Source organism: Herbiconiux sp. VKM Ac-1786 (assembly GCF_015350805.1).
Taxonomy (GTDB): Bacteria; Actinomycetota; Actinomycetes; order Actinomycetales; family Microbacteriaceae; genus Herbiconiux.
Genome location: NZ_JADKSG010000002.1, coordinates 1,290,017 through 1,303,842, shown reverse-complemented (window position 1 = coordinate 1,303,842; position 13,826 = coordinate 1,290,017). Strand labels below are relative to the sequence as shown.

Here is a 13,826-nt window from a genome sequence, read left to right as displayed (position 1 = left end):
CAGCCGGGGCCCGAGGGTCAGGCCCGCGCGACCGCGCGGGCGGGCATCCGCTCGACCTCGACGGCCACGAGCAGCTCGTCGTCGACGGTCACCGGATGCACGGCCCCCACGATCTCGATCGCCGCCTCGGTCTCGCGCTCGGCGCACGAGGGGCCGACCCAGAGCTCGACGGCGCCCGGCTCCACGATGCGCGTGAGGTCGAGGCCGCTGAACGCGAGCCGCGTGGTCGGCACCCGGAAGCGCACCACGGCCTCCTCGCCCGGCTCGAGCGCGACCCGGCGGTAGCCGAGCAGCTGCGCGACGGGCCGGGTGATGCTGCCCACGAGGTCGCGGGCGTAGAGCTGCACGAGGTCGGTGGCCGCGCGCTCGCCCGTGTTCCGGATGCGCACCGAGGCCTCGAAGGCCCCGCCGGCGGTCACCTCGGGGTCGGCCGTCAGCTCCGAGCGCTCGAAGGTCGTGTAGCTGAGGCCGTGGCCGAACGGCAGCACGGGGGTGCTGTCGGCGCTCGTGACCTCGGACGGCCCGCCGAGGATCGGGTGCAGGTAGCCGAAGGGCTCCGCCCCGGCCGAGCGCGGCAGCGACACCGGCAGGTGCCCGCTCGGCGACACGGCTCCCGAGATCACGTCCGCGAGAGCCGTGCCGCCCTCCTCGCCCGGGAAGAACGCCTGCAGCACCGCCGCAGGACGCTCGGCGCCCGAGATCGCCCAGTCGATCGCGTAGGGCCGGCCGGTGACGACCACCATCACCACCGGCGTGCCCGACGCGACGACCGCCTGCACGAGCTCCCGCTGCACCCCGGGGAGCTCGAGGCTCTCGACGTCGTTGCCCTCGCCCACCGTGCCGCGGCCGAAGAGGCCTGCCCGGTCGCCGACGACGACCACGGCGACCTCGGCGCGGCGCGCGCTCTCGACCGCCGCGGCGATGCCGGAGCGGTCGTCGCCCTCGACGTCGCAGCCGGGCTCGTAGGTCACCGTGGCGGTGCCGAGCGCGGCGGTCAGGGCAGCGCGCACGGTCGGGATCTCGATGCCCATCGGAATCCCGGGGTGGTGCGCCAGCACGTGGTTGACGAAGGAGTAGCAGCCCATCAGCGCCTCGGCCGAGTCGGCGTTCGGGCCGATGACCGCGACCCGGGAGGGCGCCGCGCCGCGGGAGGGATCCGCGAGCGGGAGGACGCCGTCGTTGGTCAGCAGCACGACGGACTTCTCGGCGAGCTGCCGGGCGAGCATCCGGTGCTCGGCATCGTCGAGGTCGATCGCGGTGGGAGCCGACTCGAAGGTCTCGTCGAGGAGCCCGAGCTCCTCCTTTTCGCCCAGCACGCGCAGCACGGAGCGGTCGATCAGGCTCTCGGGCACGCGGCCCGCGCGCACCTCCTCGGCCAGCGGTGCGAGGTAGGCGTCGCCGCTCGGCAGCTCGACGTCGATGCCGGCCTCGAGGGCGAGCCGGGCCGCCTCGCCGCGGGAGTCGGCGACGGCGTGCATGGTCTCGAGGAACGCGACCGAGAAGTAGTCCGACACGACCGTGCCGTCGAAGCCCCAGCCGTCGCGGAGCAGCCCGGTGAGCAGGGCCGCGTTCGCGCCGACCGGCACACCGTCGATCTCGCTGTAGGAGTTCATCACCGAGCGGGCGCCGCCCTCGCGGATCGCCATCTCGAACGGCGGCAGGAAGACGTCGGCGAGCTCGCGGGCCCCGACGTGCACCGGCGCGTGGTTGCGGCCGGCCTGCGAGGCCGAGTACGCGGCGAAGTGCTTCAGCGTGGCGTGCACGCCGGCGTCCTGGAGGCCCCGCACGTAGGCGGTGCCGATGGTGCCGACGACGTACGGGTCCTCGGCGATGCACTCGTCGACCCGGCCCCAGCGCGGGTCGCGGATGACGTCGAGCACCGGGGCGAGCCCCTGGTGCACCCCGACCTCGCGCATCGAGCGCCCGATCGCGGCCCCGACCTGCTCGACCAGTGACGGGTCGAACGAGGCGCCCCAGGCCAGCGGCGTCGGAAAGGTGGCGGCCTTCCACGCGGCGAGCCCGGTCAGGCACTCCTCGTGCACGAGCGCCGGGATGCCCAGCCGGGTCTCCGCGACCAGCCGGCGCTGCTCGGCCCAGAGCCACTCCGCGCGCTCGACCGGGTCGATCGGGCGGGTGCCGTAGACCCGGGTGAGGTGGCCGATTCCGTGCTCGACGGCGTCGCGGTAGAGCCCACCGGCGTTCATGTCTCCGGCCATCGGTGCGACGGCGTCGTCGCTCTGGTCGACCCAGAAGCCCACGAGCTGGGCGAGTTTCTCCTCGAGCGTCATCTGGGCGAGCAGCCCGTGCACACGGTCGGAGGCGGGGAGGGGAGTGGTCACGACGTCTTCGCTTTCAGGTCGTTGGAGGAGTGGTTCAGCCCTTGACAGCGCCCGTGAGACCGCCCACGATGCGCCGCTCGAAGAGGCTGAAGAAGATCAGGGCGGGGATCATCGACAGCGAGGTGAAGGCGAGCACCTTCGCCGTGTCGACCGAGTACTGCGAGGCGAAGGCCTGCGTGCCGAGCGGCAGCGTGAACGCGGCGTCGTTGTTCAGGATGAACAGCGGCAGCATGTACGAGTTCCAGCTGGCCACGAAGGCGAGGATGCCGACGGTGATCACGCCGGGCACCGCCAGCGGCAGCACCATCCGCCAGAAGAAGCCGAGCCGGCTGCAGCCGTCGATCGACGCCGCCTCCTGCAGCTCCTTCGGGATGGCCGAGAGGAAGGGCACGAGCACGATGATGGTCACGGGCAGGCCGAACGCGATCTGCGGAACGATGACGCCCGCGAGCGAGTTCATCAGGCCGAGGTCGCGCACCAGGATGTAGAGCGGCGTGATCGCGACCGTCATCGGGAACATGAGCCCCGCGGTGAACAGCGCGTAGACCGCGCCGCGGCCCCGGAAGGCGTACCGCGAGAGGGCGAACGCCGCCATCAGGCCCAGCACGACGACGAACAGGGTCGTGGCGACGGCCGCGATGGTCGAGTTCGCCACCTGGCCCCAGAACACGCCGCTGCCGAGCACGTCGCCGTAGTTCGCCCAGTTCCACTCGCCCGGCAGGCCCGAGGGGTCGAGCGTGATCTCGGAGTTCGAGCGGAAGCCGCCCAGGATGATGTAGGCGACGGGCGCCAGCATCAGGCCGATCAGCACGAGGGCGACGAAGTAGATCGCGAGGCTGCTCGAGCGGCGCGCGCCTCCCACGGGGGCGGCGGATGCGGCCGGTGCGCGCCGGGTCGTCGCCGACTCCGTCACCGGCTTCTGCAGGGTGGGGGTTGCCATCATTTGCTGCTTCCGGTGAGGGCGCCCGCGGTGTCGCGGCGCAGCACGAAGCGCTGGTAGAGCAGCGCCACGGCGAGGGAGATGAGGAACATCACGACGGCGACGGCGCTGCCGTAGCCGTAGCTGCCGGCGTTGCGGCCGTTGGCGACCATGTAGGTGGCCATCGTCGAGGTGCCGGCGGTGGAGGCGACGTACTGGCCCCAGATGATCCAGACCAGGTCGAACAGCTGCAGCGAGCCGATGATCGACAGGAACGCCCAGATGCGCACGGTCGGGCCGAGCAGCGGCAGCACGATGTGCCGCTGGATCTGCCAGAACGAGGCCCCGTCGATGGCCGCCGCCTCGGAGAGCTCCTCGGGGATGCCCTGGAGCCCCGCGAGGAAGAGGATGACCGCGAAGCCGATGTACTTCCAGGTGATGATGACGAGCAGGGTCCAGATGGCCCGGCCGGGCTCCGAGATCCAGTCGGCGGCGAAGGCGCCGAGCCCGACCTTGTCGAGCAGGCCGTTCACCGCCCCGCTCGACTGGAGCATGAGGCCCCAGCCGAGACCGACGACGACCTCGGAGATGACGTACGGCACGAAGATCAGCACGCGGATGACCGACTGGAAGCGGAGCTTCCGGTTCAGCAGCAGCGCGAGCCCCAGGGCGATCGGGCCCTGCAGCACGAGCGACATCACGACGATGAAGACGTTGTGCCCGAGCGCCTCGTGGAAGTCGGGATCGGTGAGGATGGTGACGTAGTTGCGGATCCCGACGAAGTCGACCGCCGGGCCGTAGCCCGACCAGCTGAAGAATCCGTAGTACGCCGCCATCGCCACCGGCAGGATGACGAAGCCGCAGAAGACGACCAGGGCGGGCCCGAGCAGCAGGGCCAGTTCACCCCGGGTCGCCCAGCGGCGACGGCGCGCCGTGGCTCCCGTGGACGGCCCGGCCGTCTGCGTCGGTGTCGGCGCCAGCGGGGGCGCGGTCACGGTAGCCACGGCGCCCGCCTCAGGACTTCGCCGCGGCGTCGTTCACGGCGTCGACGATGCTCTGCGCATCGCCCTTGCCGGCGAACAGGTCGACGACGGCGACGTTCAGCGCGTTGCCGACGTTCTGGCCGTAGAGGGTGTCGAGCCAGACGACCACGTAGGGAGCGTCGTTGTACGAGGCCAGCACGTCCTTCAGGGCCGGGTCGCTGACGACGCTCTGGGCGTCCTGCGAGGCGGGGAGCGTCTGGAACGCGTCGGCGTAGGCCTCCTGGTTCGACTGCTCGACCATGAAGTTCAGGAAGTCGACGCACTCCTTCGGGGCGTTCACCCAGCAGGAGAAGCCGTCGACGCCGCCCATCATGGCGCCGGGCTCACCGTCGCCGCCCTCGACCTCGGGGAAGGGGAACCACTTCAGGTCGGCCAGCGGCTTCTCGTCGGGGGTGAGCGAGGTGATCACTCCGGGATCCCAGGCGCCCATCAGCTCCATGCTCGCCTGCTTGTTGGCGAGCAGGCCTGCCGACGATCCGGCGCCCTGCTGGGCGGCGGTGGTCAGGAAGCCGTCGTTGAAGGGAGCGGTGTCGATGAAGGCCTGCAGGTCCTCACCGGCCTTCAGCCAGCACGGGTCGTCGAACTTGCGGGTCTCGGCGGCCGTGTCGAGCACGTCCTTCGAGCAGGCGCGCAGCGCGAAGTTGTAGTACCAGTGCGCGGCGGGCCACGCGTCCTTGGCGCCGACGGCGATCGGGTCGATGCCCGCCGCCTTCAGCTCCTCGTTCGCCGCCTCGAGGTCGGCGATCGTCGCCGGGGGAGTGGTCACGCCGGCCTGCGTGAACAGGTCGGAGGAGTAGAAGATGCCCGACGGGAGCACCGAGACGGGCATCCCGTAGTTCTTGCCGTCGACCTCGAAGGCCGAGAGCGAGCTGCCGACGGCGGCCTTCGCGTCGGCGGAGATGCCGTCGCTGAGGTCCATCGCCTGGCCGGCCTTGACCACGTCGGCGAGCTTGCCGCCGCCGCGGGCCATGAAGACGTCGGGGGCGTCGCCCGAGTTCAGGGCGGTCTGCAGCTTGCCGTCCATCTCCTCGTTCTGCAGCGACTGCACCTCGACGGTGACGCCGGGGTTCGCCTTCTCGAAGGCGGCCGCGGTGTCCTCCCAGTACTTCTTGCCGTCGCCGGTGGTGGAGTTGTGCCAGAACGTCAGCGTGGTGCCGCCGTCGGCGGAGTCGCCTGAGCTCGGCGCGCAGCCCGCCAGGGCCAGGGCGCTGAGGGCGATCGCCGCGCATCCGGTGAGGATCTTCGAGCGTTTCATGAGTGCAACCTGCTCTCTCTTCGTTGAGATGCATCCGCTGTGGACGGATGGGTGGTCGGGGTCCCGGCTCGGCCGGGCGCACTCAGTGTCACTCGCGGTCCCCGGCATCGTCAAACGTTTTCGAAACTGTTTTCCGTAGGGCTAGAGTGAGCCATCATCGAGAGGAGCCGACGATGGCCACCTACCGCAATCCGGTTCTGCCCGGCTGCCACCCCGACCCGGGCGTCTGCCGTTTCGGTGACGAATTCGTGCTGGTCACGTCGAGTTTCGAGTACCTGCCGGGACTGCCGGTGCACGTGTCCTCCGACCTCATCGGGTGGCGGCAGGTGGGGCACGCGATCGAGCGGCCCGGCCAGCTCGACCTCGCCGGGCTGGAGTCGTCGCGCGGGCTGTTCGCGCCCTCGGTGCGGGTGGTCGGCGAGCGGCTCGTGGTGGTCTGCACGGTGGTCGGGCCCGACGACGGCTCGTGGGGCGGGCGCACCGGGCACTTCGCCGTGACGGCGACGGATGCGCGCGGCCCGTGGTCGGATCCGGTCTGGATCGACGGGGTCGGCGGCATCGACCCGTGCTTGACGGTCGACGGGGAGCGGCTGTGGCTCACCGGCACGCAGCCGGCGGCGTCGGCGTCCTACCCCGGTCAGACCGACGTCTGGCTCGTGGAGCTCGACCCGTCCACCCTCCAGCCGCTGGGGTCGCCGACGGTGATCTGGGGCGGGGCGATGAAGGGCGCCGTCTGGGCCGAGGGGCCGCGCATCCTGAGCCGGCCGGGGGGAGGGTGGCTGCTGCTGACCGCCGAGGGCGGCACCGCCGAGGACCACGCGGTCGTCGTGGCCTACAGCGACGAGATCACCGGGACCTACGTCGGCGACCCGGGCAACCCGCGGCTGACGCATCGTGAGCTGGGGCGGCGCGCCGAGTTCTCGGCGGTGGGGCACGCCGATCTGGTTCAGGATGCGACGGGCGCCTGGTGGGCGACGCTGCTCGCGACGCGGCCGGTGCCGGGGCTCAGCGGCGGTGCGCGGGAGGGGCTGCTCGGGCGCGAGACGTGCCTGGTGCCGGTCGAGTGGGAGGACGGGCGGCCGCTGTTCGCGCCGGGGGTGGGGCGGGTGCAGAGGGAGGTGGTGACCGGTGGTGAGGACTCGGCGCCTGTCGCGCATCCGCTCGTCGTGGAGGGGTTCGGGGAGGGGGCGCTCGACCTCGACTGGAACGGGGTCGGGCGGCATCCGTCGGCGTTCGCCGATCTTCTCGAGGGCGGCGGCGTGCGCCTGCGGGGCGGCGGCGAGCCGTCGGAGGTCGTGCCGCGGTCGTTGCTCGGGCGGCGGCTGCCGGCGGAGCGGGCGCACGTCGCGGTGACGATCGGGGTGCCAGCGGGGTCGGGGGTGCGCGGCGGGCTGCTGCTGCGGGTGTCGGAGCTGGCGGTGCTCGAGCTGTCGGTCGACGGGGCGGGGACCGTGAGCTGCGTTCGCGTGACCCCGGGGGAGCGGGTGGTGCTCGCCTCGGGGTCGGCCCGCGATGTCGGGGCCGTGCGCCTGGAGCTGTCGGTGGACGGGCTGAGCGGCCGCGCATCCGTCGACGGGGATCTGTTCGCCTCGGTCGATCTGGCCGGGCTCGCCCCCTCGCCCGGGCGCGACTTCGTGGGAGCGTGGGTGGGGCCGGTCGCGGTGGGGCCGTCGTCGGAGGTCGTCACGGCGAGCTCGTTCGTCCTGGCGGTGCGGGCGTGAGCGGGCGGCCGACCATCCACGACGTCGCCGCGGCGGCGGGCGTGTCGGTGTCGACGGTGTCGAAGGCGGTCAACGGGCGGTACGGCATCTCGAGCGAGACCACGCAGCGGGTGCTGCAGGTGGTGGAGGAGCTCGGCTACGAGTCAAGCCTGATCGCGAGCAGCATGCGCTCGCGGCGCACCGGCGTGATCGGGGTGCTGGTGGCGGACTTCGAGCCGTTCAGCGCCGAGATCCTGAAGGGCGTGGCCGCCGCGCTGCACGAGTCGCGGTACGACCTGCTGGCCTACAGCGGATCGCGCCAGAACAACAGCGCGGGCTGGGAGCGCCGCTCGCTCAGCCGGCTGAGCGGCACCCTGATCGACGGGGCGATCCTCGTCACGCCGACGGTCATCGGGGTCACCGCCGACGTGCCCATCGTCGCGGTCGACCCGCACACGGGCCGCGCCGACCTGCCGACCGTGGAGTCGGACAGCTTCGGCGGCGCCCTCCTGGCCACGCGCTACCTGATCGAGCTCGGGCACCGGCGGATCGCGTTCGTGGCCGGCCGCCCCGACCTCCGCTCGTCGAACCTCCGCGACGCGGGGTATCGGCGCGCGCTGGAGGAGGCGGGCATCCCGTTCGACCCGGCGCTCGTGCGGGTCGGCCTCTACGAGAAGGAGATCGCGCGCGAGACGGCGACGTCGCTGCTGTCGTCGCCCGACCGGCCGACCGCGGTCTTCGCGGCGAACGACCTCTCGGCGATCGCGACCATCCAGACGGCGGCCGAGCTCGGCCTCGACGTGCCCGGCGACCTCTCGGTCGTCGGCTTCGACGACGTGCCCGAGGCGGCCCGGCTGAACCCGCCGCTGACCACGGTGCGCCAGCCCATGCAGTCGATCGGCGCCTCGGCGGCCGAGCTGCTGATCGGCCTGATGGCCGGCGAGACCCCGGCCCGCACCCACATCACCCTCCCCACCCGCCTCGTCCGCCGCGCGACGACGGGCCCGCCCCCGCCCGCCCCCTCCCGCTAGGGTCGCGGGGTGACCTCTGACATGCACCTGGGCGGGGGAGTGATACTCAGACGCCTGTCGATCGCATCGTCGGGCGGGTGAATCTCTCGGGCGTCGTGCGCGGCGCCTTTCAGAGCGCGAACCACCCTCGTGCACAACCGCGCGTCGCAGTCGGTGCTGGAGCGCTGCGGCTTCACCCGCTTCGGGCTTGCGCCGCAGTACCTCCGTATCGCGGGGTGCTGCCAGGACCACCTGTTGTTCCAGCGCATCCTGAGCCCCTGAGACCCGGTGTCGGTGGGTGCGCCCAGAATGATCACGCCAGGCCGGATGGCTCGGTCGGAAGGAAGACATGGACCTCGCATCGATCCGCATCATCACCCACGACGTCGACCGGCTCGTCCGCTTCTACGAGGCCGTGACCGGGATCACGGCCACGCGGCCCGCTCCCGTGTTCGCAGAACTGCGGACGGCCAGGGGCACCGTGGCCATCGCGAGCACGGTGACGGTCGCCATGCTCGGTGACCAGGCGCCGCAGCCGGCCCGCAATGACTCGATCATCATCGAGTTCTTCGTCGACGACGTCGACGCCGAGTTCGCGCGCCTGCACGACGTCCTCGACGACGTCGCCCTCCCGCCGACGACCATGCCCTGGGGCAACAGGTCGATGCTCTTCCGCGACCCCGACGGCAACCTCGTCAACCTCTTCTCCCGCCCCGCGCCGTGATCGAACGGCGCCCTCGAGGCTCCCGCGGAGCGATCCGTCAGCGGGTGCCTGAACCGAGGAGGCGCCGGGTCCAGTCGGCCAGCGCCGCGGTGGCGCTCAGCGAAATGGCCGCGGACGGCATCATGCTCGTGAAGCCGTGGAAGGCGCCGGGCCACACGTGCAGCTCCGCGTCACCACCGGCCGCCCACAGCGCACTGGCGTAGGCGACCGTCTCGTCGCGGAAGACCTCGGCGCTGCCGCAGTCGATGTAGGTGCTCGGGAGGCCGGAGAGGTCGGTCGCCCGCGCCGGTGCGGCGTAGACCGAGACGTCCTCGCCGCCGCGGCGGGCCCCGAGGTAGGCGTCCCAGCCGAAGCGGGTCAACTGCCGATCCGCGACCCCGACACCGTCGATCTGCCTCGTCGACACGGTGGAGTCGCGGTCGTCGAGCATGGGCGAGACCAGGATCTGCGCCAGGAGCGGCGGCCCCTTCCGGTCGCGAGCGAGCAGCGCGGTGCCGGCGGCGAGCCCGGCGCCGGCGCTCTGCCCGGCGATCACGATGCGCTCGGGGTCGATGCCGAGCTCGTGGGCGTGGGCGTGCACCCAGACGAGTCCGGCGTAGCAGTCCTCGACCGGGTAGGGGTCGGGGTGTTCGGGGGCGAGCCGGTAGTCGACACTGATGAGCACGACGTCGTGGTCGTCGAGCAGCCAGTCGTCGTAGGAGTCGAGGTTGCCGAGGTGGTGGCCGAACATCATCCCGCCGCCGTGGATCGTGTACACCGCGCTCGTGGCTCCGGTTCGCCCGATCTGCTGGATGACCGCGAGGGTGATCGGATGCCTGAGGTGGCCGGGCACCGTGAGGGTTCGCCGCTCGTACCCGCGAGACCGCAGCCGCTCGTCGAGGGCCTCCTCGGTGATGTCGAGGCCGCGCATCCGGGGCAGCATCTCGGTGGTCAGGGTGAACGGCCCGCGTGCCTCGAGGGCGGTGAGGAAGGTGGCGAGTTCGGGGTCGAACGGAGGGCGGGGAATGACGTCAGACATGGGAGGGCTCCTGGGTGGTGGGGTTGGCGGGGGTTCGGCGCGACCGCTGGATGCCGAGGCAGACGAGGGCGGCCGCGAGGGCGGTGATGGTCAGGCCGGCGACGAGCATTGCCTGCTGGAAGGACGCGAGCTGGGCTGAGGTGAAGGTCGTCGTCGCGATGTTGCAGCCGACGAGGGCGGCGAGGATCGTTCCGGTCGCGGCGATCCCGACGGCGGTCGCGATCTCGCTCGCCGTGTCGACCAGGGCCGCCCCGATGGAGGTGCGGTCCTCGGGGAGACCGCGGAGCACGTTGTTGCCGGCGACGACGCCGACCACCCGAATCCCGGCGGCGACGAGCACGAGGGCGACCAGCACGAAGGGGTAGCCGAACCGGCCGAGGAACGCGAACACGGCGAGTCCGGCGGCCACGGCGGCCGCGCTCGTCCAGGCCGCTCGATCGAGGCCCACCCGTTTCACGAACGGACCGACGAAGCGACCGCTCGCGAGGAGCACCACGACCTGCGGCAGCGTGCCCACGGCGGCGAGGGCCGGCGGCCACCCCCACGCGAACTGCAGCTGCAGCGTGATCAGGTACGACAGCCCGGCCATCGCGAGCCCGGCCGCCGCCTTGTAGGCCAGACCGCTGGCAACGAGCGGCTGTGTGACGAGGCTGAGATCCAGCAGCGGGTGGCGCGCGGTGCGCTCTCGGGCGATGAACCCGACCGCTGCCGCCACGGTGGCTGCCGCTGCACCCCAGGCCGGAGCGACGTCGGTGCCGGCGACGAACAGGGTCGGTGTGAGGAGGACTCCGACGACCGTCGCCGTACCCAGGACGGCACCGATCACGTCGACGGGGTCGCGGTGGAGATCGGCTCGCCGGTCGGCGGCGATCCCGGCTCGGATCCCGAGGAAGGCGATCACCGCGATGGGCGCGTTCGCCACGATGAGCACCTGCCACGGTGCCACGGCGAGCACGAACCCGCCGATGGTCGGTCCGACGGCCAGGCCGACCAGTCCCGCGGTCGAGATGACCGTCAGGGCGCGCACGCGCAGGTCGTCCTGGTCGAACAGGCGGAACGCCAACGCCATCGATCCCGGCGTCGTCATGGCCGCGGCGACCCCCAGCAGAGCCCGCACGGCGATCAGCTGCTCCACCGAGGTGACGAACAGGGTCAGGATGCTCACGACCGCGAGCAGAGTCAGGCCGACGAGCATCACCCGACGCCGGCCGACACGGTCTGCGACCGCGCCGAACAGCAGCATCAGGCCACCGAACGCGACCGAGTAGGCGCCCGAGATCCACTGCAGCGACGAGGTGGACGCGGCGAGCTCGCGCCCGATGGTCGGAAGCGCCACGTTCAGGACGGAGTTGTCGAGCATCTCGAACAGGAACACCGCCGAGAGGCCGGCCAGGGGGATCCACGCGTCGCGGAGACGCTGCGCTGGGGCCGCTGGGGCCGCTGGGGCCACTGTGGCCGGAGAGGTCGTGGGGTCATGCATGGGCACACTCCTTCGATGAAGAAGTGGCGACTCCCACGAGACGCTTGTGCGTTTCCGCCGGCCGGGGCCTGGCGGGATTTTTCCCTCTGCGAGGAGGGTACCGCATCCGTGGCACTCCCCGTCCGGCGCGACCGTCGGAGAATTTCTTTCCGGAGGTTCGTGATTATCGGCCCGGGTTCGACATTCCTATATTGAGGGGGTGCGTGTGGACGTGAATGAGACTTCGGACGCTGAGTTGTTGCGGAGGGCGGCGAACGGGGACAAGGGGGCGCTGGCGGACATTCTTCGCCGGCATTCGCCTGCGGTCACCCGGTATGCCTGGGCTCTGGTCGCGAACCAGCAGGACGTCGAGGAGGTCGTGCAGGACGCCTTTCTCACCTGTTGGCGGAAGGCGGACGGCATCGACGTGGTCGACCGTTCCCTGCTGCCGTGGCTTCTCGTGACGTGCCGACACCTCGCCTTGAACCTGAACAGGTCTCGAGCGCGGAACGCGACCGTCGAGCTCCCGGACGACATCCTGGTGCACGACGAGGACGAGGAGGCCCGCGATCGTCTGCGATGGGTCACCGGTGAGATAGAGCGGTTGTCTCCGCTCGACAGACACGTGTGCGAACTCTGTCTCGTCGAGGGCCGGACGTATGCCGAGGCGGCGGACATGACCGGAATCAGTGTGGGTGCGGTGCGGCAACGAGTCTCTCGCAGCCGCAGCAGGCTTCGAAAGGCGGCGATCGACGATGAGAACTGACCCTCCCACAGGAGACGAATTCCAGCTCCTGCTCGACCGGATCACCCGGAACGTCCTCCTCCACGCGGACACGCCGCTGCCGGCACCCGCAGCGGTACCCCGCCATCGCTTCCGGCTGGGCGCCGTCGTGGTCGCCGCGCTCGTCGTGCTCGGGCTGGGCACGGCAGGTGGCGCCCTGGCTCTCAGTCTCGGCGTTCTCGGATCCGGAGGGTCCGACGAAGCGCCGGTTGCTCCGCCGGCCGTGACCTCGTCGCCGACGCCGTCCGCGTCCCCGACGCCGACCGCTCCGGCACCGATTCCGGCTGCACCGACGCTCGTCCTCGGCAGTGCCGCCTTCAGCCCTCCCGACTGGGGTGCGGGAGTCACCGCGAACGTCTCGGGGTTCGCGCCCGACACGGAGTACTCCCTGTCGATCGATTCGCGCTATCGCGGGGAGTCGCGCGAGCCCGACGGGTACTTCTCGGTCTTCAGCAGCCCGACCACTGTGATGACCGACGAGGACGGTGCGGCGACAGTCACCTGGACGCCCGACGTCTTCCCCGAGAACTTCACCGGAAGCGGCGAGAGCGGCTATCTCCTGAGCAGTCAGGTGCGGGTGGACGGCAGTGACGGACCGCAACCCGAAGCCTCCGGTTCGGGTTTCACGGACCCGATCGCGCTGAGCCAGCCGCTGACCATCGAGTTCCTCCCGATCGAGGCGGTGACCGCGACGGCGCCGGCCTGTATCGAGCCGGATCAGCTCGTTGCCGGGCAGCCGGGGCTCCCGGTCGTCTTCACCGGCCTGCTGCCCGGCGAAACGCTGTTCGTGGCGAGTGTCCAGACCGGTGGGCCCGTGAGCTACAGCTTCCAAGGGTCGGGTGTGGCGGACAGCGAGGGGAACGCGACCATCATCGTCAGCGGCAGCAGTGCGGAGTACCCGGTATCCCCGTCGGCCGACATCGCCCCGGGCGTGTGGCAACTGAGCTGGTCGGCGAGTTTCCGACAGACGCCCACCGACGAGCATCCCGTCGGAACCATCCCGCTGACCGTCGGAGGATGTTGAGCCTAGGGCTGACTGCTCGAAGCTGAGTCAGAGGGCCGGGGTGCGAAGGAGCCCGGGGGAGGGAGCGGGGCTGAGGAGCGTCGACCAGGTTCCGTGGTGGCCGTCCCAGGCGGGGGACGCCGCGACGCCCCAGCGTTCCAGCAGCCGGGTGGCGAGGGAGAGCGCCCGGGGCTGGAAGGCCCCGTCGACGTGCAGCGGAGTCGAGGCCAGCACGTCGCCCGTGAGGCGTCGCACGTCGAGCCGCCAGCGACCGTCGTCACGCACGACGACGGCGACGTCGGCGAGAGCGGGGTCGAAGGTCACCATGAGGCGGGCAGCAGGGCAGCAGGGCAGCAGGGCACCAGAGCGGCAGCGGGCGGCGGGCGTAGAGCGTCAGGCCGCGTCGGGAGCGTCGTCGAAGCGGGCGGCGTGCTCGGGGTCGAGGAAGCGGAAGTGGCGCTTGACGTAGCCGACGAGGTCGGGGTGCACGAGCTGCTCGGGGCGCACGAAGGGAAGGACGTTGTCGATGCCGGCGGTGGCGGTGGTCTCGTTCATGGTGGTCTCCTCGAAAG

General features: G+C 71.4%; 13 protein-coding genes and 1 pseudogene. 6 read left to right on the top strand and 8 right to left on the bottom strand.

The features are described from left to right. Nucleotides 1-17: 17 nt before the first annotated feature. From ITJ64_RS17165 to ITJ64_RS17150, 4 genes are read right to left on the bottom strand one after another with little or no spacing between them, the layout of a single operon-like run. Entirely contained in the window at nucleotides 18-2,339 is a 2,322-nt protein-coding gene (locus ITJ64_RS17165) for a glycoside hydrolase family 3 N-terminal domain-containing protein (protein WP_370545242.1), read from the bottom strand. Between the two features lie 34 nt (nucleotides 2,340-2,373). After that, entirely contained in the window at nucleotides 2,374-3,282 is a 909-nt protein-coding gene (locus ITJ64_RS17160) for a carbohydrate ABC transporter permease (RefSeq protein WP_370545241.1), read from the bottom strand. After that, nucleotides 3,279-4,238, bottom strand: a complete 960-nt coding sequence (locus ITJ64_RS17155) for a carbohydrate ABC transporter permease (RefSeq protein ID WP_370545277.1) — start codon at nucleotides 4,236-4,238, stop codon at nucleotides 3,279-3,281. The genes ITJ64_RS17160 and ITJ64_RS17155 overlap by 4 nt, the downstream gene beginning before the upstream one ends. 34 nt (nucleotides 4,239-4,272) lie before the next feature. Further along, on the bottom strand, nucleotides 4,273-5,556 hold the full coding sequence (locus ITJ64_RS17150; RefSeq protein WP_194681887.1) for an extracellular solute-binding protein: 1,284 nt from the start codon (nucleotides 5,554-5,556) through the stop codon (nucleotides 4,273-4,275). Between the two features lie 173 nt (nucleotides 5,557-5,729). Between ITJ64_RS17150 and ITJ64_RS17145 the strand changes: the two genes are divergently transcribed. The 4 genes and pseudogenes from ITJ64_RS17145 to ITJ64_RS17135 all read left to right on the top strand — a co-directional run bounded on the left by ITJ64_RS17145 (nucleotide 5,730) and on the right by ITJ64_RS17135 (nucleotide 8,990). Next, a complete protein-coding gene (locus ITJ64_RS17145) occupies nucleotides 5,730-7,277 on the top strand; it encodes a glycoside hydrolase family 43 protein (protein ID WP_194681886.1) in 1,548 nt (515 codons plus the stop codon). Further along, complete coding sequence (locus ITJ64_RS17140; RefSeq protein ID WP_194681885.1) at nucleotides 7,274-8,287, top strand: LacI family DNA-binding transcriptional regulator; 1,014 nt, start codon at nucleotides 7,274-7,276, stop codon at nucleotides 8,285-8,287. The genes ITJ64_RS17145 and ITJ64_RS17140 overlap by 4 nt, the downstream gene beginning before the upstream one ends. Nucleotides 8,288-8,352: 65 nt before the next feature. After that, nucleotides 8,353-8,548: pseudogene (locus tag ITJ64_RS19035) on the top strand (GNAT family N-acetyltransferase); the annotation flags it as partial. 67 nt (nucleotides 8,549-8,615) lie between these two features. Continuing rightward, nucleotides 8,616-8,990: a VOC family protein gene (locus ITJ64_RS17135; protein ID WP_194681884.1), complete on the top strand. Its 375-nt coding sequence runs from the start codon at nucleotides 8,616-8,618 to the stop codon at nucleotides 8,988-8,990. 37 nt (nucleotides 8,991-9,027) lie between these two features. Here ITJ64_RS17135 and ITJ64_RS17130 read toward each other — a convergent pair whose 3' ends face one another. Continuing rightward, entirely contained in the window at nucleotides 9,028-10,008 is a 981-nt protein-coding gene (locus ITJ64_RS17130; protein ID WP_194681883.1) for an alpha/beta hydrolase, read from the bottom strand. After that, nucleotides 10,001-11,488 (bottom strand): MFS transporter, encoded by a 1,488-nt coding sequence (locus ITJ64_RS17125; RefSeq protein ID WP_194681882.1) that lies wholly within the window; start codon nucleotides 11,486-11,488, stop codon nucleotides 10,001-10,003. Before ITJ64_RS17125 ends, ITJ64_RS17130 begins: the two co-directional genes overlap by 8 nt. Nucleotides 11,489-11,693: 205 nt before the next feature. Here ITJ64_RS17125 and ITJ64_RS17120 point away from each other — a divergent pair, with 205 nt between their 5' ends. Then, a complete protein-coding gene (locus ITJ64_RS17120; RefSeq protein ID WP_194681881.1) occupies nucleotides 11,694-12,233 on the top strand; it encodes an RNA polymerase sigma factor in 540 nt (179 codons plus the stop codon). A gap of 127 nt (nucleotides 12,234-12,360) precedes the next feature. After that, nucleotides 12,361-13,275, top strand: coding sequence for a hypothetical protein (locus ITJ64_RS17115; RefSeq protein ID WP_194681880.1), 915 nt, complete (start codon nucleotides 12,361-12,363; stop codon nucleotides 13,273-13,275). Nucleotides 13,276-13,302: 27 nt separating this feature from the next. Here the strand turns inward: ITJ64_RS17115 and ITJ64_RS17110 are convergent, their stop codons facing one another. Together ITJ64_RS17110 and ITJ64_RS17105 are read right to left on the bottom strand one after the other, a co-directional pair. Then, nucleotides 13,303-13,581, bottom strand: a complete 279-nt coding sequence (locus ITJ64_RS17110; protein ID WP_194681879.1) for a hypothetical protein — start codon at nucleotides 13,579-13,581, stop codon at nucleotides 13,303-13,305. Nucleotides 13,582-13,647: 66 nt separating this feature from the next. Then, complete coding sequence (locus ITJ64_RS17105) at nucleotides 13,648-13,809, bottom strand: hypothetical protein (RefSeq protein ID WP_194681878.1); 162 nt, start codon at nucleotides 13,807-13,809, stop codon at nucleotides 13,648-13,650. Between the last annotated feature and the right edge of the window lie 17 nt (nucleotides 13,810-13,826).